An 18,062-nucleotide genomic window follows, 5' to 3' on the forward strand; every position below is an offset into this window, starting at 1 on the left:
AGGCTGCCGACGCAGGATTTCCGGTTTCGAAGGCTGTCGAGCTGTTTTGTCATGGAGCATTTAATCATGGAGAGCATGTCACTGAGGAGGATAGTAAATCTGGTGCCAATGGCATTGATCAGGTTTTACCGCGCCTACCTTTCACCCCTGCTCGGCCCCTCCTGCAGATATTACCCTACCTGTTCGCAGTACGCCCTTGAGGCGTACGATGCGCACAATTTTTTTTATGCATCATGGCTGACCATATGGAGGATACTTCGCTGTAATCCTTTTTCAAAAGGTGGTTATGATCCGGTGCCGTTACAATCAGGCAGAAAACCGGACAACTTAAAAGAAGGCGACAATGGATAGAAATTCAGTGACAGGTCTTGCGCTGATTGCTTTGATCATGATTGTCTGGCTGCAGTTTATGTCGCCGGAAAAAAAGGCTCTTCAGGAGAATAAGCCGCCGCGCAGTTCACAAACGGAACTTGCCGGTCCCGGTATCGAAAAAGCTGCGCCGGCAGTGCTGAAGCCGGCCTCCGATGCGTTCGGCGCGTTCGCTTCGGTTTCCAGCGGCCGCGAAGAGCTGGTGAAGGTTGACAACGATCTCTTTACGGTCACGCTCTCCTCGAAAGGAGCCACCATCAAGTCGGTGGTACTCAAGAAACATCTCGACGGCAAGCTGCAGCCCTTCAATCTTGTCAGTGACGAGGACAAAGGGGCGCTCTCTCTTCTCTTCCTCAGTAACGAGGGCATAAAAATCGATACCAGGGATCTGTATTTCAGGCCACTGTTCACCGAAAAACGCACTTCGCTGAGCGGCGCCCAGAGTGCGGTAATAGCATACCGGCTCGATGTCGGCCCGAAACAGGCAATCGATATCACCTACCGCTTTTCCGGAAACAGCTACAAGGTTGACTACGATGTAAAGCTTACCGGTTTCAATAATGCCCTTGCAGGCAATGAGTATCAGCTTCAGTGGGACGGAGGACTGACCTATTCGGAAAAAAACAGGGAGGATGAATCGCACAACGCGCTCGCCAGCGCCTATCTCGGAGGCAGCCTGGTGAAGATCGATGCCTCCAAGGAGAACCAGTCCTATCGCGAGGAGCAGTCAGGCGAGGCAGGCTGGGTTGCCGTGCGCAACAAGTATTTTGCAGCGGCACTGATTCCCGGAAGCAAAACCGACGGCATTTACCTCGAAGGAAAAAGGGGTTCAGGACATTTCGAGAACTATCTCGCATCGCTCAAGATGGGTGTTCCGTCAACCGGGAGTGTGGCCCGCGACCACTATACCCTGTATATCGGGCCTCTCGATTACAATACCGTCAAAACTCTTGGGGCCGGTCTTGAAAAAATCATGGATTTTGGCTGGGACTGGCTTACCAGGCCGGTTGCGGAGTATGTCATTCTGCCGGTGTTTACCTGGATGAACGGTTTTGTGAGCAACTATGGCCTGATCATCATTATCTTCGCCCTGCTCATCAAGCTGGTTACCTATCCGCTGTCGATGGCATCGACGAAGTCCATGAAAAAAATGGCCGCCCTGCAGCCTCTCCTCAAGGAGCTCCAGGATAAATACAAGGATAATCCCGCGAAGCTGCAGAGCGAGCTTGGCCGTATCTACAAGGAGGCGGGGGTCAACCCGCTCGGAGGATGTCTGCCGGTGGTGCTTCAGATGCCGCTTCTGTTTGCGATGTTCTATGTGTTCCGCTCCTCGATTCAGCTTCGCCACCATGGATTTCTCTGGGCGAAGGATCTTTCGGTTCCCGATTCCATTCTTGACTTCGGGTTCAGCATTCCGGTCTACGGAGACCATATCGCGATTTTTCCGATTCTTATGGGTATAACGGTATTCATACAGCAGAAAATCACGCCGACCACCCAGAGCAATGAGCAGATGAAGGTTATGCTCTATGTTTTTCCGGTCATGATGCTTCTGTTTTTCAATAACCTTCCGGCAGGTCTCGGTCTGTATTACCTGATGTTCAATATTTTCAGCGTCGTCCAGCAGTTCTACATCAATTCCACTACATCGTCCGATGATGTGCCTCAGGCAGCCCTTGCGGCAGCCGCTGCAGCCGTCGCTCCGAAAAAGAGGAAAGGGAGCGCTAAAAAGTAAGGCATTATGGAGCTGGGCGGAGAGATCGATGCCGGGATTTTCCGCTGGATAAACCAGATCATGGTGCATCCGGCTCTCGATGATCTGATGGTGTTTCTTACCACCTTCAGGCTCTCCTCGCACATTTTTCTGTTGGCCGCGCTGTTTATCATCATCAGAAAACAGCGTGGCGCCTTCGTTGTGCTGCTTTTCACGCTGCTTGCCGTCGGCCTTGCCGACTACACCGCCTCCGGTATCCTCAAGCCGCTTTTTCAGCGCATCCGGCCCTGTTTTGCCCTGCAGGGGTGCCGTCTCCTGATCGACCAGTCTCATTCCTATTCGTTCGCATCGTCACATGCCGCAAATTCGGCGGCCGTTGCTTCGATGATCTGGATTTTTTTTCGTCGCGGAGAACCTGTCGAGCGGCTGTTCAGCGCGGTGATGATTCTCTATGCTTTTCTGATCGGCTATTCGAGAATTTATGTTGGCGTGCATTATCCGGGCGATGTGCTTGCAGGCATGATGATCGGCTGCGCGAGCGCCGGGCTGGTCTATCTGGCTCTTTCCTGGCTGTTCAAGAATGTGATTCAGCCACGTTTTTTATCCGGCCGGAGGCCTTTGAAGCCATGAGTGACGCTTATCTGGGCATCGATCTCGGCGGCACCAAGATGGAGGCTGTTCTGACCGACAGCATGATGAGGCCGCTGCTCCGCAGACGCATACCTACCGAGGCGGAGGGGGGGTACGAACACATTGCAGGGAGGATCGCGGGCCTGGTTTCGATGATGTCAAAGGAGTCAGGGGTTCCGCTTCCCCGGGTGATCGGCATTGGCACCCCCGGCAGGTATGAACCGGTTTCTGGCCGGATCAGGAACTCCAATACGCTCAGTCTGAACGGTCGTGATCTGAAATGCGATCTCGAGAAGCTTCTCGGACGTGACGTGGTGATCGAGAATGACGCAAACTGCTTCGCTCTGGCTGAATCGATGCTTGGCGCCGGCAGGGAGATCGTCAGGGAGAGGGGCGGGACGGCTTTCGGCATGATTCTCGGCACCGGTGTGGGTGGCGGCATCGTGTGCGGCGGCAGGATGCTGCACGGCGCGCACGGCATTGCAGGCGAATGGGGGCATAACGAGCTTCTTCCGGACGGAGAGCCGTGCTACTGCGGAAAGAGAGGGTGTGTCGAGACGGTTATTTCAGGTCCGGCGCTCGAACGCTACTATTGCTCGCTTACCGGAAGTTCAAGGACGCTGCGGGAGATTGCCGGAATGGCCGATCGCGATGAGGCGGCAGAAGCGACACTCGGGCGCCTGACCGTCCAGTTTTCCAGGGCTCTTGGTCCGGTGCTCAATATTCTCGATCCGGACTGCTGCATTATAGGCGGCGGGGTGGGCGCCATCGGCAGGCTCTATTCGCAGGAGACCGTTGCGCTGATCGAGCGGTATCTTTTCAGCGCCCGCCTCATGATTCCATTATTAAAACCGCAGCTGGGAGACAGCGCGGGGGTATTCGGTGCAGCGCTGCTGACCGTGAAGCATTAATTGTTGAAATGTATGGACAGCTCCTCCATGAAAAAAGGCGATATCATAGAACTGACGGTTACCGATTTTGCCGACAAGGATCAGTGTTTCGGGCGTCTTCAGAGCGGTCTCAGTGTCATGGTCACCGGCATGCTTGCTCCCGGAGACCGGGTCAGGGCGCTTGTCAGAAAGGTGAAACAGCGGTACATCGATGCGCAGGCCATGGAGGTTATCGCTCGTTCTCCCGACAGGGAGGAGCCCCCATGTCCGTATTTCGGGGTCTGCGGGGGATGCAAACTCATGCATATATCCTACGAGGCCCAGTTGCGTTACAAGAAGAAGAAAGTCACCGACGACCTTGTGCATATCGGAGGGTTTGCCGATCTCCCTGTCCTGCCGGTTCTTCCTGCCCGGTCATCGTTTCATTACCGGAACAAGGTCGAATTTTCCTGTTCGAGCATCCGCTATCTCATGCCTGAAGAACTTTCGCAGGAACGTCTCGAACGTTCCAGGGACTTTGCCCTGGGATTTCATGCCCCAGGAAACTACGAGAAAGTGCTCGATATCGACTACTGCTACCTGGCCAACGAGCCGATGAACCAGGTGCTCCGCCTGACCCGGACCTTTGCACTCGAACAGGGAATGACTCCTTATGCCGTCAAGGCGCACAGTGGCTTTCTGAGGAATCTGGTACTGCGCTCGAGCGAGCATAACGGCAGGCTTATGGTCAATCTGGTTACCTCATGGCATGACCGGGAACTGATGCGGCGTTATGCGGATTTCCTTGAAGCCGCTCTTCCCGGCCAGGATATGACCATTGTGAACAATGTCACCTCGAAAAAGAACACTGTTGCCGTAGGAGAGCAGGAGTTCATGGTGTCGGGTGAGGGTTCTCTGTCTGAACGGCTCGGGGATCTGGATTTCAGGGTTTCGGCGAATTCGTTTTTTCAGACCAACTCCTCGCAGGCGGCGGTGCTGTACAGCGAGATTCTCAAGGTGGCAGGAATCGAGCCGGAGGATACCGTGTACGATCTCTACTGCGGAACAGGGACCATTACGCTCTATCTTGCCCGGCACTGCCGACAGGCGATAGGCATCGAGGTTGTCGAAAGCTCGCTCACGGATGCCGCTCTCAACGCTTCGCTCAACGGCATCGGCAATGCCGTGTTTTTCCAGGCTGATCTCAAGGATTTTCACACCATGCTGCAGAAACTCGAAAGCTACGACTCTCCCGGAGTGATCGTCACCGACCCGCCGCGAGCCGGCATGCACCCGAAAGCGCTTGAAACCATGCTGAAGCTCGGAGCCCGCACGATTGTCTACGTCAGCTGCAATCCATCGAATCTTGCAAGAGACGGCCGGGAGATATGCCGCAGCGGCTACAGGCTCGTTTCGGTTCAGCCGGTCGATATGTTCCCGCATACCGTGCATATTGAAAGCGTAGCCTGCTTTCAGAAAACCGCTCAGTTCTGAGATGCGCTCTCTTCTGTCTCGATGATTTCGTAGGGGGTGGATTCTGCACCGTCGCGTTTTGAGCGCTCCCAGGCGAGGAACCGTTCGAGGTCCTGGTTGATCGAGGCCAGAACGGCCGTAAGGACGGCGGCATCATCGGCAAAGCCCAGGAGCGGTATGAAGTCGGCCAGGGCGTCGAAGGGGGATACGAAGTAGATCAGGCCTGCAGTCAGGGCAACGATAGTCTGCCAGGGGATATCGACATACTCTTTCTGGATGTAGCAGCGGATCATGCGGACGGCCGCCTGAATTTTCTCGCCCAGCGAGAAGAGTGGCGAAGCGTTTTTTGCCGAGTAGGTGCGGCTGAAGGCCGCATCGAGCAGTTTTTTTGTTCTGTCGGGGTCTTTCAGGAGGGTTCCGGCTTTCCGTTTAGCCGAAGCGAACAGTCGGTTTCCTTCTTTCATGGTTATTTTCCTCCCGCTTTCAGCAGCTTCCTTTTTTCTTCCACGGTCAGCGATTCATAGCCCTGCCTGGAGATCTTGTCGAGAATGGCATCGATCTCCTCCTCTTGCGTCATGCCCGTTCCGCTTTTGCCTATATGGTGCATGGTGGCCTGTCCGCCCTGTTTACGGGAAGTATTTGACCGCCGCCCGGGCCATTTCGGCAACGACCATCCCTGTCTTCTGATGGTGATATACAGAAACCCCACCAGCATGCCTCCGAGATGGGCGAAGTGAGCGATGTTGCTGCCGCTTCCCATCGCTCTGCTGCCGAGTCCGGAGAGAAACTCGATAAAGGCATACCCGGCAACAAAATATTTTGCCTTGATGGGAAACAGAAAATACAGGAAGATGTAACGGTCGGGGAACATCATGCCGAAGGCAAGGAGCACCCCGTAGATCGCTCCCGACGCCCCCACGGTAGGATAGGGGTCTCCGATGGTGGTCAGCAGGTTGATGAATGCGGCTCCGATGCCGCAGACGAAGTAGTAGATGTTGAACTGCCTGGTGCCCCAGTAATTTTCAAGTTCGGTGCCGAAAATCCAGAGTGCGAACATGTTGAAAAAGAGATGCCCGAAGCTTCCGTGCAGAAACATATAGGTTACCGGCTGCCATATCTGGAACGAGAGCCCGTCCTGATTTGCCGATGCTACGGGCCACAGTGCTCCCGCAGCGGTAATCAGCCCTCCGAAGGGGGAGTTCTGCAACAGCGTCTGCAGCAGAAAAACCGCGACATTGGCAAGAATGATGGTTTTAATGGCCGGGGGCATAACCTGGAAGCCCCCGGGGCTGTAGGGCTGATTTTGATAGCTCATGGCATTCGATTCTTCTTCCGGTCCGGTTCTCTTCCGTTCAGCCAGGTTTTTCCTGGCTGATCTCATCGTGATGTAATGGGCGCCTGCGGCTAATCGTTCAGCGCGGCGATTCCGGGAAGTTCTTTTCCTTCAAGAAATTCGAGACTTGCCCCTCCTCCGGTGGAGATATGGGTCATCAGGTCCGAAAGCCCAGCTTTTGCAACGGCGGCGGCGGAATCCCCACCTCCGATAATCGTGGTCGCGCCGGCGGCGGTGGCCTGCGACATGGCTTCGGCAATGGCGAAGGTCCCCTCTGCGAACCGGTCGATCTCGAATACCCCCATCGGGCCGTTCCAGAGTACCGTGCGGGCTCCGAGAATTTCGCGGCGGAAGGCCTCTCTTGTTTCAGGGCCGATATCCACGCCGATCATCCCCTCGGGTATGGCATCGACCGATACCGGTCGGCTGTCGGCATCTGCGGAGATCTTCGGTGCTACGATGACATCCATGGGAAGCAGCAGCTTGATGTTTTTCTCCCTTGCCTGGCTGATCAGGCTGAGAGCCAGTTCAAGCTTGTTGTCTTCGACCAGCGAGTTTCCCGTATCGAGCCCCTGCGCCTTGAAAAAAGTGAAGATCATGGCGCCGCCGATAAGCACGGTATCGACTTTGTTGAAGAGATTTTCGAGAACATCGATCTTGCCCGATATTTTCGATCCCCCCAGAATCGCCACAAAAGGCCGTTCGGGCTCCTGAAGGGCTTTGCCGAGATATTTCAGCTCTTTCTCGATAAGGAACCCCGCTACGGCGGTCTGGACATACCGGGTGATGCCTTCGGTTGACGCATGAGCGCGGTGTGCGGTTCCGAACGCGTCGTTTACGTAAATTTCTCCAAGAGACGCCAGCTCGCGGGCGAAATCGGGATCGTTCGCTTCCTCTTCAGGGTGGAAGCGCAGGTTTTCAAGCATGATCACTTCTCCGTCCTGCAGGGCGAGCACCTCCTGCATCACTTCTGTTCCGATGCAGTCTCCGGCCATCGCGACCGGGCATTCGAGCAGGCTGGAAAGTCTTGCCGCTGCGGGGGCAAGAGAGAAGTCCGGATTCGGCTTCCCTTTCGGACGTCCGAGGTGCGACATGAGGATCAGGCGTCCGCCGTTGTCGAGGACCTTTCTGATCGAGGGGAGTGCTTCAACAATTCTCTTGTCGTCGGTAATGTTTTTGTCTTCGTCGAGGGGGACGTTGAAGTCGACACGCATCAACACCCGTTTACCTTGGATCGCTATGTCGGACAAGGTCTTTTTCTGCATTGTTTTTGAACGGTTGGTTATGAAAAGCGCTATGCTCTCAGAATACAATATAATTTATTTCTTTCCGTGCAACAGGATAGCACGAACACTCCCCGTACGCTTATCTGCTGCTGCGTGAGGCATGGTATTTTCCGATATTTGCCGCGTGTCCTGCAAGTGTTTCGGCAAAATAATGTCCGCCTTTTCCCGTCGCCACGAAGTAGAGATACGGGGTATCGGCAGGGTTGAGCACCGCCAGAATGGACGCGGAGCCGGGATTGCAGATCGGTCCGGGGGGAAGGCCCGCATGGCGGTAGGTGTTGTAAGGGGAATCGACTGAAAGATCCTTGTAGTAGAGCAGTCGGGCCTCTTCCCCGAGCGCATACTGGACGGTGGGATCAGCCTGGAGACGCATGTTTTTTTTCAGGCGGTTCAGATAAACGCTTGCAACCAGAGGTTTTTCGCTGTCAAGAGGCGTTTCTGCCTCGACGATCGAGGCAAGAGTCAGCAGGGAGGTTTCACTGAGTCCTTTCGATGCCGCAACGGCTTTCAGGCTGTCGTCATAGAACGATCTGAACTGCCTGACGAGAAATTCCGCCGCCTCTTCAGGGGTGTCCGCCCATGCGAAATGATAGGTTCCGGGAAAAAGGTATCCTTCTGCGCTTCTCCCCTTTATGCCGTTCCGGTCGAGAAAGTCGCGCGCTCTTGCGGCAGTCATGAAGGCGGAGGAGTCCATGTCGAGTTTCGATGCGAAGAGACGGGCGATTTCCCGCTGTTCGAGCCCTTCGGGGATGGTGATCCGCACTTCATCCTGGGGATGGGTGCGAAGATAGAGGAGCAGACTGAAATTCGACATGCCCGGCGGTATGGTGTAGCGTCCCGGCCTGATATTGTGAAATCCGGGGATAATCCTCCCTGCAAGGATGGTCTGCCATCGGTTTTTGACGGCGCCGCCGCGCTCCATTTCGCCGACGATCTCCATGAAACCCATTCCCCTGTGCACCGTCAGTCCGGTACTCTTTTCCGCGGTATTGAGCCCTGGAATGAAAACTATGCAACCGAGCGCTGCCGCAGCAAGGATCATGAGGGCAGACAGGGATTTTCGGAGATAGGAATAGGTTGATGCCATGAGTTCATCAGCCGGATTCAGTGTCCGGCTTCCTGGGTGGAGCTGTTCTGTTCATGCTGAAACAGCCGGGATTCCTCAAGGATGCAGCGGTAGATTCTTTCCAGGGCATTGACTTTTCCGATCGAGTCGGCCTGGCTTATTACATTGCTGAGTACCTCTTTTTCCCGTTCGGGCTGCAGTACCTCTTCTCCGATTCTGGCTTTCAGAATGCTGATGTTTCTGGCGCAGTGCAGTCTTTCGCACAGGAGTGAGGCAAGCTGGCGGTCTATGCCGTCAATTTTTTTTCTCCATTCTTCGAGTTCCCGCCAATTGCCGGTGTTGCTGAGAGTACTTTCGGACATTATGATAGGGTACGGTTTGAAATAGTAGTATGCATGCCTTGTCCCGGCATCGCCCATACGATCGAATATGCCGGTTCCGGATTCAGGGTCAGTCGCCTTCGAACAGGCGTTTCCATGCGGCCACCTCGCCGGAGTCGAGAAACCCCGTGCCGTATTTCCGGTCCGTTACCGGACGGCCCCCCGCTCCGGTTTTTTTTCTGTTTTCAAGCACGGCGGCGAACTCCTCGGAGGAGAGGATTTTTGCGCCATAGGCTTTTCCGTAAAGGCATACTTCATGGTCTGAACTTACAATAGTAACCATTTTTCTGTTTGTGTTCAATGATTTTACGTAATCAATGATCCACGTGTCGGCGCTTTTTGACGATGCCGTATAGATCACACTCAGAGTCCCGCCGGCAGAGGATTCCCGCAATCCTCCGCCGTCATAGACAATGTTCATGTGGCATTTCCTCTTTCGCTGATACTCCAGCAGCAGCGCTTCCATCCTTTGTCGAAGGCTTTCGAGGCGAGAGCCTTCGGGAGAAGGGAAGAGTTTGTGCAGCAGGTTATAGCCGTCGATTACTATTTCGGGAATATTCATGAAACCGGGGTCCGGTGATGCTCAGAAACCGTTATGGCCACCGGATTTGCCGTGCAGTGTAAAAGAGATAAATATTTTTTTAGTGTAACCTTTTTCATACATTTTTATGTGGTGAAAAATGGTAAAAAGTGGGAGCTTTTTTCTCCCTTTGTGCGTTCTTCACTATTTCAGAGGTTTTCGGGTAGATCGGTACCGGTTCCGGACATCCGAATCTGCATAACCTGTTTCAGTGGATACCCCTATCATGGCTGGATTTATCGGCAAGGAACTGCATGCCCTTGATGAAAAGGGCCGGCTGATGATTCCGGTCAGGTTCCGCAGAGATCTTTTTTCCGGAAATCCGGTCATCAGGGATGGCGAGTCGGCGTTTGCTCCGCTGAATCCGGCCTCCGGAACAGCCGGAATATACCTCTATCTCATGAAAGCGCCAGACGGTTCTCTTGAACTGTACGAGCCGGATGTCTGGCAGAAGATGAAGCACGCTCTTGACAGGCTTTCTGATTTCAATCCTGACGAGCGGCTGCTGAAGACCCTGATTTATGAAAGTCTCGATATTGTTTCGCTTGACCGGCAGGGAAGGGTCTCCCTTTCGCGGGAGTTTCTCGATCATGCCGGAATTACAAAAGATGTTGTCATCATAGGAGCCGATTCAAAAATGGTTATCTGGGAGCCTGGCCGCCTCGAGGTACTGCTTCGTGAACACGCGGGAAGATTTTCCTCGCTCGCCGGCAGATTTTTCTGAGCGCCGTGATGACGAAAGGTTATCATGAGCCGGTGCTTGCCGGCGAAATTATCGAGCTGCTGGTGCGGAGGCCGGGGCTTTATATTGACGGTACCCTGGGGGGCGGCGGTCATTCGCTTGCCATGCTTCAGGAGCTGCAGCGAAAAGGCTTCGACGCCGGATCGCTGGTGATCGGAATCGATCAGGATGCATGTGCGCTCTCTGCCGCCAGAGAAAAACTCGCGCCTTTCGGAGAGAACGCGGTGGCGGTGAAAGGCAATTTCAGCCAGATAGCGGAAATCGCAGGCAGGGTCTGCGGTGAAAGGGGCTTCGATGCATCGGCGGTCGGCATTCTGCTCGATCTGGGCGTTTCATCGGCCCAGATCGATACTCCCGAAAGGGGGTTCAGCTATATGCACCACGGCCCTCTCGATATGCGTATGGACTCCGGTTCCCCGACAAGTGCGGCAGATATTGTCAATGCCATGAGCCAGCGCGAGCTCGCCTCGCTGTTTTTCCGTTACGGAGAGGAGCCGCGAAGCAGTAGCATTGCCCGCGATATTGTCGATTATCGGGAGAAGTACGGAGCGCTTTCCCGGACGGAAGAGCTGGCCGGCATCATCAGGCAGGGGCAGCGCCGCCCGGACCTGGCGATTAAAACGCTTTCCCGTGTGTTTCAGGCATTGAGAATCGAGGTGAATCGTGAGCTCGATGTGCTTGGCGAGGCGCTGGATGAGGGAGCTTCCCTGCTCTGCCCGGAAGGCAGGCTTGCGGTAATCAGTTATCATTCGCTCGAAGACCGGATGGTGAAGGTTTTTTTTGCGGATAAATCCCGCAGCGACTGGGGTCCCAAGAGTGTGGGGCTCAGAGAACCTCTTGTTAAGGCAGGATACAGGGTTGTAACCCGAAAAGCCGTTTCTGCCGGAGCGCAGGAAGTGTCAATGAATCCGAGATCGAGAAGCGCCAGGCTTCGCGTTCTTGAAAAACTTGATGAAGGAGTCCGATGTGAGCCTGCATAGCGAAAACCCCATGCAGACGCCAGGGCCTGAGTGGGCCGCTGCCATGAACATCCGTTCTGCCGGAGAGAAGGAGCGGGGCGAGGAGGGCGACGCCGGTGAAAAAAACCTGTCAGCGGAGAGCGGGAACGGTCCGTTTTCCGGGAGTGCGCCGTTATCTTCGGCGCAGGAGGGGGGAGGCATACGCGACCTGTTTGCAAGGGCCTTTGAATTCAGATTTTCGGATCTCCTGCGTTTAAGGACTTTTTTGTACCTTTTGCCGGTTACCGGGATTCTTCTTTTTCAGACGTACAATACCATAGCGATAAAAAAACTTGCCCTTGCAAATGAAACGCTCCGGGAGCGCATAGCAATGAGCTCGAGCGTGATTACCTCCCAGGAACTCAAGGTGAACGAACTGCAGGGGATCCATAATATTGCCCTGCACGCCGAGCGTCTGGGCCTTCAGGCATCTGGCGTGCCTGCGGTTGAAATTGTTCCGTAACCGACTGATCTTCAATGACCAATGCAGAGCGATGAGTGGACGTGATATTCCGGAAAAGCCTTCGGATTCCGATTTCGGAAAGCGTCTCGGGCTGGTAGTGCTGTTTTTCCTTGTGTTTTTTGCAGGCATCGTTGCCATGCTGCTGAACATCCAGATCGTCAATGTCCGGAAATACAAGGAAAAGGCGGAAAAACAGTATGTCCGGCTTGTGACGGAAAAGGCACAGCGGGGGGTTATTCTCGACCGTCACGGGAGGATGCTTGCCGAAACGGTTGAAACGATCTCTTTTTATGCCGATCCGGAAATTGTCAGGCACACGCCGCTTTTTGATGAAAAGGGCAAGCCGGTCAACGATCGCAAAACCGGAAACCAGAAGACCTTCGATAATTCCCGGGAAATAGCGAAACTCTTTTCCCGCCACCTCGGAAAAAGCCGCCGTGAATATCTGAAAAAACTCAGGAGGGAAAAACGGCTTGTCGTGCTTGGCCGCAAGGTTCCGGCAGCGCAGGCGCTGCCGATCATGCAGAAAAAAATTCCGGGGGTCTGGTTCGATCGCGAGCAACAGCGCTACTATCTCAACGTTGCCGCGCAGGTTATCGGGGTGACCGACAGCAAGAACAACGGGATCAGCGGTCTTGAACTGCAGTTCGACCGCGATCTGAAAGGCCGGGACGGTTCGAGGGTGTTCCAGCGCTCGGCAACGGGAAGGCGTTATCCCGCTCCTGACGCCCTGCAGCAGGATCCCATAAAAGGCCATACGGTACAGCTGACACTGGACGCCGATATCCAGAGCATCGTCGAGGATGAACTTTCGGCGGCGGTAGGAGCTTTCCTTGCGAATGCCGCCACAGGCATCGTCATGGATGTGCGTACCGGAGAGATTCTTGCCATGGCCAACAATCCGACGTTCGATCTCAACCACAGGGTTACCTGGTCGCCGGAGCGCTCACGCAACCGCGCCGTTACGGACAGTTTCGAGCCCGGCTCGACCTTCAAGATCGTTATGGCGGCAACGGCGACCGAAGTGCTCAACAGGAAGGCCGAGGACAGGGTTTTCGCCAACAACGGCGTGCTGCCGCTCTACGGCCTCAGAATCAGGGACCATGAGCCGTACGGAAATATCTCCTTTCGTGAGGCAATCATGCACTCGAGCAACGTCGTAGCGGCTAAAACCGCCATGGAAACCGGCCGTGAGAAATTTTACGCCTATACGAAGAGTTTCGGTTTCGGTTCGAAGACCGGCGTAGGGCTGCTCGGGGAGTCGTCGGGCAGAGTCAGATCGCTGAAAAACTGGGATCGGACCACGCTGCCATGGATGGGCTATGGTTACCAGGTTATGGTGACTCCCCTGCAGATTCTGCAGGCATACGCTGCCGTTGCAAATGGAGGCGTGCTCATGAAGCCTCGTATCATAAGCCGGGTTGTCGACGGCGAAGGGCGGGCGGTGAGGGAGAACCAGCCTGAGGAGGTCAGAAAAGTGGTTTCCCCGGCAACGGCGAAATATATGGGCATGGAGTATTTCAAGGCGGTGGTCGACAGCGGAACGGCAAGGAGCGCTGCAATTCCCGGCATGAGCGTCGCCGGCAAGACCGGAACGGCAAGGCGCGCATCGGGCGGTTCCTACGCCAATCCTGTCTACGTATCCTCTTTTGTGGGGTATTTTCCGGCCGAATCCCCGCGATATGCGCTTATCGTGCTTGTCGAAGAGCCGCGCAAGGCCTATTATGCGGCAACCGTGGCGGCGCCTGTTTTTTCCAGAATCTCGTCGAGAATTCTTGCCTGTTCCGAAGAACTGCAGAAAAATCTTGCATTCAGGTCTCCGGAGCAGAGGGTGATCGACTCCACGAAAACGGTGGCGGTTCCGGATATCAAAGGGATGAAGCCGCGAGATGCCGAGCGTCTTCTGAAATGGCTCGGACTGGAGATGGACTCGAACGGCGGGTTTGACGGCGTGGTTAAGGCGCAGAATGTCGCTCCCGGTTCGAAAGTTGAAAAATCAAGGATCATCAGGGTGAAACTCACCTCCACTGCCCGGAAACGCTCGTTTTTATGATGCCGGAATCGCACTTTCCGAAACCGGCGGAACCGGTTCTTCTGAGCGGAATGATCCGTGAAATCGACTTCCTGGAGCTTGCAGGAAAGCAGTCCGGAACGGTTGGTGTCGTCTCGCTGACCGCTGATTCGCGGGATGTCGTTCCGGGATCGCTTTTCGTCGCTGTCCGGGGTTTCGCTTCCGACGGCCATCGTTATATCGATACGGCAGTCCGGAACGGGGCAATCGCCGTTATCTGCGAAACATTTCCCGAGCGGCCGGCTTCGGAGGCGCTCTTTATCAGGGTGGCCGATTCGAGAAGAGCGCTTGCCGAAGCCGCCCGCGCGTTTTACGCGCATGCCTCCGACAGCCTTATGCTCATCGGTGTGACCGGCACCAACGGAAAGACCACAACGGCAAGGCTGATCGCGGATCTGCTCGGCTCATGCGGCATTCCGGCGGGCTATATCGGCACCGGTCTGTGCCGTATAGGAGGACGCGATATACCGCTCGAGCGCACCACGCCCGAAGCCCATGAGCTGCAGGCGCTCTTCCGGCAGATGGTCGGGGAGGGGTGCCGCGCCGCGGTCATGGAGGTTTCCTCTCACGCACTTGTGCTCCAGAGGGTACACGCACTCAGGTTCAGGGTTGCGGTGTTCACCAATCTGAGCAGCGAACATCTCGATTTTCATCATACCATGCAGGAGTATGCCTCGGCAAAAAGGCTTCTTTTCGATCAGCTCGCCCCTGAAGGCTTTGCGGTGCTGAACTGTGACGATCCGCATGCCGCCCTGATGGCGTCGGGTGTTCCTGAGAGCATGCGGTTCTGCTGTTCCCTGCACCCTGACGAGGAGCCGTTCATCTCCTCTTCCGCAAGGTTTTCGGCTCTGGTGAAGGCCGGCAGTGTCGATTCCTCCCTGGTGGAGATCCGTTTTCCCGATGCGGTGAAGAGCGTCCGGACGGAACTTCCCGGAAGCTACAATGTCATGAACCTGCTCGAAGCTGCGGCTGTCGGCCGGGGGTTGGGATTGACGCCTGACGCAATTGCCCTTGCGCTCCAGCGGCCTTTCAGGGTTTCCGGAAGGATGGAGCGCGTCGGGGACCCTTTCGGCTCGCGCTCGGCCTTTGTGGATTATGCGCATACCCCCGACGCGCTTGAAAAGGCGATTTCCGCTCTCAGGGGACTCATGGCCTCGGACGCCAGGCTTGTCGTGGTGTTCGGGTGCGGAGGGAACCGCGACCGGATGAAGCGGCCGGAGATGGGGAGGATAGCCTCTGAAAACGCGGATTTCGTTTTTCTGACATCGGATAATCCAAGGGATGAGGACCCGGAGATCATTCTCGATGAGATAGAGCGCGGGATGCAGGGAACGCGCTACAGGAGAGTCGCCGGAAGGGGTGAGGCCATCCGGGAGGCTGCAGCCATGCTCCGGCCGGGGGATGTGCTGCTGGTCGCCGGCAAAGGTCACGAAACCTACCAGGAGATTGCCGGCATGAAGCATTTTTTCTCCGATCAGGAAATTCTCGGGGAGTCCCTTCGGGACACTGCCCCCCTGACAACCCAAAAGGAGCCCTCATGAAAGGAGTTCTCGGCATGGCTGATCTGCAGCGGATCGGCAGGGTCGTTGCCGGCGACCCGCTAAACCGGGAGTGCCGGATCGAAGAGCCCAGGGTCGTCATCGACTCCCGCCGGGTTGAGGGAGGGGAGGTTTTTGTCGCTCTCCGTGGCGAGCAAACCGATGGTCACCGGTATGTCGATGAGGTGTTTTCCCGGGGGGCGTCATGGGCGGTTGTATCGGAGGAGTGGTTCGCTTCGCGTCCCGCCGGTTCCGAAGAGGCCGGGCGCCGCTATCTTGTTGTCGGGGATACGACTTCGGGTCTGCAGCAGATGGCTTCGGCCTATCGCCGTACCTTTTCCATTCCGGTTTTTGCGGTGGGGGGAAGCAACGGAAAAACCACCACCAAGGAGCTGATCGCTTCGGTTCTCGGCACCGGATTCAGGGTGCATATGAGCCGCGGCAATCTGAACAATCACCTCGGCGTTCCCCTGACGCTCCTGCAGATGCCGCGCGATACCGGGCTGGCCGTTGTCGAGATGGGCATCAACCATCCGGGGGAGATGGAGCTTCTGACATCCATCGCCATGCCGACTCACGGTCTCCTGACCAACATAGGCCATGAACATCTGGAGTTTCTCCACGATCTCGACGGCGTTGCCGCCGCCGAGACAAAACTCTACGAATACCTCGATCTGCACGGAGGCACCTGTTTTATCAATACCGAGGACCCCCGGCTGAAGCGTGCCGCCGCCGGTCTGGCCCGAACCGTGCCGTACGGTTTGGAGGAGTGCCCGGAAAGAGGGCTCTGTGTCCGCGACGTCACGCTCGACGCATTCGGTCGCCCCTCCTTCAGGCTTTGTTCGGGTTCCGACTCCGTGCTTGTCGCCCTGAAGCTGACCGGAAGGCATAATGTCATCAATGCGCTTGCCGCCGCCGTCGCAGGCAGCTATTTCGGGCTTTCCCTCGACAGCATCAGAGAGGGGCTTGAAAAACTGCAGCCGGCTTCAGGATGGAAGCGGATGGAGTTTCAGGAGGCCGGAGGGGTCATGATCGTCAATGATACCTATAATGCAAATCCCGATTCGGTGCGTCTGGCTCTCGATCTGCTCGGAGAACTGCAGTGCACCGGAAGAAAAATAGCGGTTCTCGGCGATATGCTGGAACTCGGAAGTTCGGCGGAGCTTGAACATGAAAAGACAGGCAGGTATATTCAGCAGAGCGCGATCGACATGCTTTTCACCTTCGGGGATCTCTCGAGATTGTTCGGGGCTGAAAACCGCTCTCGTCTCTGCGGTCATTTCAGGAACCGCGACGAGCTCTACAGGGCGCTTGCCGGCGTTGTGGCTTCCGGGGATGCCGTGCTTTTCAAGGGTTCGCGCGGCATGCGCCTTGAAGAGGTTGCCGACGCCCTCTGTCGCGACCGGGCATCTCAATCAACAAAACTGTAGCGTTACCCATAATGCTGTATTATCTGCTGAAATATCTCAACGATACGTTTGACCCGCCAGGTCTCGGGGTTATCGAATTTCTGACCTTCAGGGCGAGCGCGGCGGCGGTAACGGCGCTGCTGATCTGTCTGGTCGCAGGTCCGGGATTCATCCGCCATCTCAAGGGCCGGATTATTGAACCGGTAAAGGAGGAGGCTCCTCCGGAGCACCGGAAGAAAAAGGATATTCCAACCATGGGCGGACTGCTCATCATCATCGCCATCGAGATATCGGTTTTTTTGTGGGCGCGTTTCGACGACCCCCATGTATGGCTGATCATGCTCGCGGTTTTCTGGATGGGCGCCATCGGCTTTCTTGACGATTACATGAAAGTCGTGCTGAAGGTAAAGAGCGGTCTGTCTCCGAAGTACAAACTCATCGGCCAGATAACGCTCGGGCTCGTCATCGGCCTGTACACATGGTTCGATCCGGCGTTTTCGGTGCTGCGCTCCACCACGACGGTGCCGTTCTTCAAAAATCTCACGATCGATTACGGAATCTTCTATATTCCTGTCGTGATCTTCATCATTACGGCGGTCTCCAATGCCGTGAACCTTACCGACGGACTTGACGGACTTGCATCCGGAAGTTCCGCTATCGTGGTTTTCGCTCTCGGCGGCTTCGCCTACCTTGCAGGCAATGCGGTCTATGCCTCCTATCTCAAAATCCCCTTCATTCCCGGCGGTGGCGAAATTGCCGTGGTCAGTATGGCTATCGTGATGGCCTGCGTGGGTTTTCTCTGGTTCAACTCCAACCCTGCAGAGGTGTTCATGGGCGATACCGGTTCGCTGGCCCTCGGGAGCGCCATTGCCGTTATTGCGCTGCTCATCAAGCAGGAGCTTCTGCTTCCGGTTCTGGCAGGAATATTCTTTCTTGAAACGCTTTCGGTCTCGGTTCAGGTACTCTGGTTCAAGTATACCAGGATGCGCTTCGGTCAGGGCCGGAGGATTTTTCTCATGGCGCCCCTTCACCATCATTTTCAGTTGAAAGGGTGGCCCGAACAGAAAATCGTCATCAGGTTCTGGATTGTCACCATACTGTTTTTTCTGGCCAGTCTGATGACCTTGAAACTCAGGTAAAC

Annotated in this window: 18 protein-coding genes; 12 read left to right on the plus strand and 6 right to left on the minus strand. The window is 55.6% G+C overall.

All coding sequences use genetic code 11. From position 1 onward, the window contains the following. The first annotated feature begins 66 nt into the window (after nucleotides 1-66). Genes yidD through rlmD form a run of 5 tightly spaced genes read left to right on the plus strand, consistent with a single transcriptional unit; the run spans nucleotide 67 to nucleotide 5,076 of the window. Nucleotides 67-351, plus strand: coding sequence for a membrane protein insertion efficiency factor YidD (yidD, locus tag WBP50_RS07700; RefSeq protein ID WP_423933111.1), 285 nt, complete (start codon nucleotides 67-69; stop codon nucleotides 349-351). Beyond that, nucleotides 344-2,104 (plus strand): membrane protein insertase YidC, encoded by a 1,761-nt coding sequence (gene yidC, locus WBP50_RS07705; RefSeq protein WP_423933033.1) that lies wholly within the window; start codon nucleotides 344-346, stop codon nucleotides 2,102-2,104. The genes yidD and yidC overlap by 8 nt, the downstream gene beginning before the upstream one ends. A gap of 6 nt (nucleotides 2,105-2,110) precedes the next feature. After that, the gene (locus tag WBP50_RS07710; protein WP_423933034.1) at nucleotides 2,111-2,713 is read left to right on the plus strand and encodes a phosphatase PAP2 family protein; all 603 of its coding nucleotides are present in this window, start codon (nucleotides 2,111-2,113) and stop codon (nucleotides 2,711-2,713) included. Beyond that, entirely contained in the window at nucleotides 2,710-3,624 is a 915-nt protein-coding gene (locus WBP50_RS07715; protein ID WP_423933035.1) for an ROK family protein, read from the plus strand. Before WBP50_RS07710 ends, WBP50_RS07715 begins: the two co-directional genes overlap by 4 nt. Nucleotides 3,625-3,651: 27 nt before the next feature. After that, nucleotides 3,652-5,076 (plus strand): 23S rRNA (uracil(1939)-C(5))-methyltransferase RlmD, encoded by a 1,425-nt coding sequence (rlmD, locus tag WBP50_RS07720; RefSeq protein WP_423933038.1) that lies wholly within the window; start codon nucleotides 3,652-3,654, stop codon nucleotides 5,074-5,076. Here rlmD and WBP50_RS07725 read toward each other — a convergent pair. The 6 genes from WBP50_RS07725 to WBP50_RS07750 all read right to left on the minus strand — a co-directional run bounded on the left by WBP50_RS07725 (nucleotide 5,067) and on the right by WBP50_RS07750 (nucleotide 9,682). Beyond that, nucleotides 5,067-5,519, minus strand: a complete 453-nt coding sequence (locus tag WBP50_RS07725; RefSeq protein ID WP_423933039.1) for a YkvA family protein — start codon at nucleotides 5,517-5,519, stop codon at nucleotides 5,067-5,069. The genes rlmD and WBP50_RS07725 overlap by 10 nt on opposite strands. A gap of 2 nt (nucleotides 5,520-5,521) precedes the next feature. Continuing rightward, nucleotides 5,522-6,370 (minus strand): rhomboid family intramembrane serine protease, encoded by an 849-nt coding sequence (locus tag WBP50_RS07730; protein WP_423933042.1) that lies wholly within the window; start codon nucleotides 6,368-6,370, stop codon nucleotides 5,522-5,524. Nucleotides 6,371-6,459: 89 nt separating this feature from the next. Next, a complete protein-coding gene (locus WBP50_RS07735) occupies nucleotides 6,460-7,653 on the minus strand; it encodes a phosphoglycerate kinase (protein ID WP_423933044.1) in 1,194 nt (397 codons plus the stop codon). 100 nt (nucleotides 7,654-7,753) lie between these two features. Next, a complete protein-coding gene (gene mltG, locus WBP50_RS07740; protein WP_423933046.1) occupies nucleotides 7,754-8,761 on the minus strand; it encodes an endolytic transglycosylase MltG in 1,008 nt (335 codons plus the stop codon). A gap of 17 nt (nucleotides 8,762-8,778) precedes the next feature. Next, nucleotides 8,779-9,102 (minus strand): chorismate mutase, encoded by a 324-nt coding sequence (locus WBP50_RS07745; RefSeq protein WP_423933047.1) that lies wholly within the window; start codon nucleotides 9,100-9,102, stop codon nucleotides 8,779-8,781. Between the two features lie 88 nt (nucleotides 9,103-9,190). After that, the gene (locus tag WBP50_RS07750; RefSeq protein WP_423933050.1) at nucleotides 9,191-9,682 is read right to left on the minus strand and encodes an NYN domain-containing protein; all 492 of its coding nucleotides are present in this window, start codon (nucleotides 9,680-9,682) and stop codon (nucleotides 9,191-9,193) included. 244 nt (nucleotides 9,683-9,926) lie between these two features. Here WBP50_RS07750 and mraZ point away from each other — a divergent pair, with 244 nt between their 5' ends. From mraZ to mraY, 7 genes are read left to right on the plus strand one after another with little or no spacing between them, the layout of a single operon-like run. Continuing rightward, nucleotides 9,927-10,424: a division/cell wall cluster transcriptional repressor MraZ gene (gene mraZ / locus WBP50_RS07755; RefSeq protein ID WP_423933114.1), complete on the plus strand. Its 498-nt coding sequence runs from the start codon at nucleotides 9,927-9,929 to the stop codon at nucleotides 10,422-10,424. Nucleotides 10,425-10,432: 8 nt separating this feature from the next. After that, nucleotides 10,433-11,422, plus strand: a complete 990-nt coding sequence (gene rsmH / locus WBP50_RS07760) for a 16S rRNA (cytosine(1402)-N(4))-methyltransferase RsmH (RefSeq protein ID WP_423933116.1) — start codon at nucleotides 10,433-10,435, stop codon at nucleotides 11,420-11,422. Then, nucleotides 11,409-11,903: a hypothetical protein gene (locus tag WBP50_RS07765; protein WP_423933051.1), complete on the plus strand. Its 495-nt coding sequence runs from the start codon at nucleotides 11,409-11,411 to the stop codon at nucleotides 11,901-11,903. The genes rsmH and WBP50_RS07765 overlap by 14 nt, the downstream gene beginning before the upstream one ends. A 31-nt stretch (nucleotides 11,904-11,934) precedes the next feature. Beyond that, nucleotides 11,935-13,956 carry a penicillin-binding protein gene (locus tag WBP50_RS07770; RefSeq protein WP_423933052.1) on the plus strand — a complete coding sequence of 674 codons (2,022 nt, stop codon included), beginning with the start codon at nucleotides 11,935-11,937 and terminating at the stop codon, nucleotides 13,954-13,956. Further along, nucleotides 13,953-15,515, plus strand: a complete 1,563-nt coding sequence (locus WBP50_RS07775) for a UDP-N-acetylmuramoyl-L-alanyl-D-glutamate--2,6-diaminopimelate ligase (protein ID WP_423933053.1) — start codon at nucleotides 13,953-13,955, stop codon at nucleotides 15,513-15,515. Before WBP50_RS07770 ends, WBP50_RS07775 begins: the two co-directional genes overlap by 4 nt. After that, nucleotides 15,512-16,942 (plus strand): UDP-N-acetylmuramoyl-tripeptide--D-alanyl-D-alanine ligase, encoded by a 1,431-nt coding sequence (locus tag WBP50_RS07780; RefSeq protein WP_423933055.1) that lies wholly within the window; start codon nucleotides 15,512-15,514, stop codon nucleotides 16,940-16,942. Before WBP50_RS07775 ends, WBP50_RS07780 begins: the two co-directional genes overlap by 4 nt. 11 nt (nucleotides 16,943-16,953) lie before the next feature. Further along, nucleotides 16,954-18,060 carry a phospho-N-acetylmuramoyl-pentapeptide-transferase gene (mraY, locus tag WBP50_RS07785; protein WP_423933056.1) on the plus strand — a complete coding sequence of 369 codons (1,107 nt, stop codon included), beginning with the start codon at nucleotides 16,954-16,956 and terminating at the stop codon, nucleotides 18,058-18,060. Nucleotides 18,061-18,062: the final 2 nt, after the last annotated feature.

This window comes from Chlorobium sp. (assembly GCF_049593655.1).
Lineage (GTDB): Bacteria > Bacteroidota > Chlorobiia > Chlorobiales > Chlorobiaceae > Chlorobium.

Excerpts from the sequence above, each read along its gene's own strand:
- yidD (WP_423933111.1), top strand. The coding sequence starts at position 67 with ATGGAGAGCATGTCACTGAGGAGGATAGTAAATCTGGTGCCAATGGCA.
- yidC (WP_423933033.1), top strand. The coding sequence starts at position 344 with ATGGATAGAAATTCAGTGACAGGTCTTGCGCTGATTGCTTTGATCATG.
- WBP50_RS07710 (WP_423933034.1), top strand. The coding sequence starts at position 2,111 with ATGGAGCTGGGCGGAGAGATCGATGCCGGGATTTTCCGCTGGATAAAC.
- WBP50_RS07715 (WP_423933035.1), top strand. The coding sequence starts at position 2,710 with ATGAGTGACGCTTATCTGGGCATCGATCTCGGCGGCACCAAGATGGAG.
- rlmD (WP_423933038.1), top strand. The coding sequence starts at position 3,652 with ATGAAAAAAGGCGATATCATAGAACTGACGGTTACCGATTTTGCCGAC.
- WBP50_RS07725 (WP_423933039.1), bottom strand. The coding sequence starts at position 5,519 with ATGAAAGAAGGAAACCGACTGTTCGCTTCGGCTAAACGGAAAGCCGGA.
- WBP50_RS07730 (WP_423933042.1), bottom strand. The coding sequence starts at position 6,370 with ATGAGCTATCAAAATCAGCCCTACAGCCCCGGGGGCTTCCAGGTTATG.
- WBP50_RS07735 (WP_423933044.1), bottom strand. The coding sequence starts at position 7,653 with ATGCAGAAAAAGACCTTGTCCGACATAGCGATCCAAGGTAAACGGGTG.
- mltG (WP_423933046.1), bottom strand. The coding sequence starts at position 8,761 with ATGGCATCAACCTATTCCTATCTCCGAAAATCCCTGTCTGCCCTCATG.
- WBP50_RS07745 (WP_423933047.1), bottom strand. The coding sequence starts at position 9,102 with ATGTCCGAAAGTACTCTCAGCAACACCGGCAATTGGCGGGAACTCGAA.
- WBP50_RS07750 (WP_423933050.1), bottom strand. The coding sequence starts at position 9,682 with ATGAATATTCCCGAAATAGTAATCGACGGCTATAACCTGCTGCACAAA.
- mraZ (WP_423933114.1), top strand. The coding sequence starts at position 9,927 with ATGGCTGGATTTATCGGCAAGGAACTGCATGCCCTTGATGAAAAGGGC.
- rsmH (WP_423933116.1), top strand. The coding sequence starts at position 10,433 with ATGACGAAAGGTTATCATGAGCCGGTGCTTGCCGGCGAAATTATCGAG.
- WBP50_RS07770 (WP_423933052.1), top strand. The coding sequence starts at position 11,935 with ATGAGTGGACGTGATATTCCGGAAAAGCCTTCGGATTCCGATTTCGGA.
- WBP50_RS07775 (WP_423933053.1), top strand. The coding sequence starts at position 13,953 with ATGATGCCGGAATCGCACTTTCCGAAACCGGCGGAACCGGTTCTTCTG.
- WBP50_RS07780 (WP_423933055.1), top strand. The coding sequence starts at position 15,512 with ATGAAAGGAGTTCTCGGCATGGCTGATCTGCAGCGGATCGGCAGGGTC.
- mraY (WP_423933056.1), top strand. The coding sequence starts at position 16,954 with ATGCTGTATTATCTGCTGAAATATCTCAACGATACGTTTGACCCGCCA.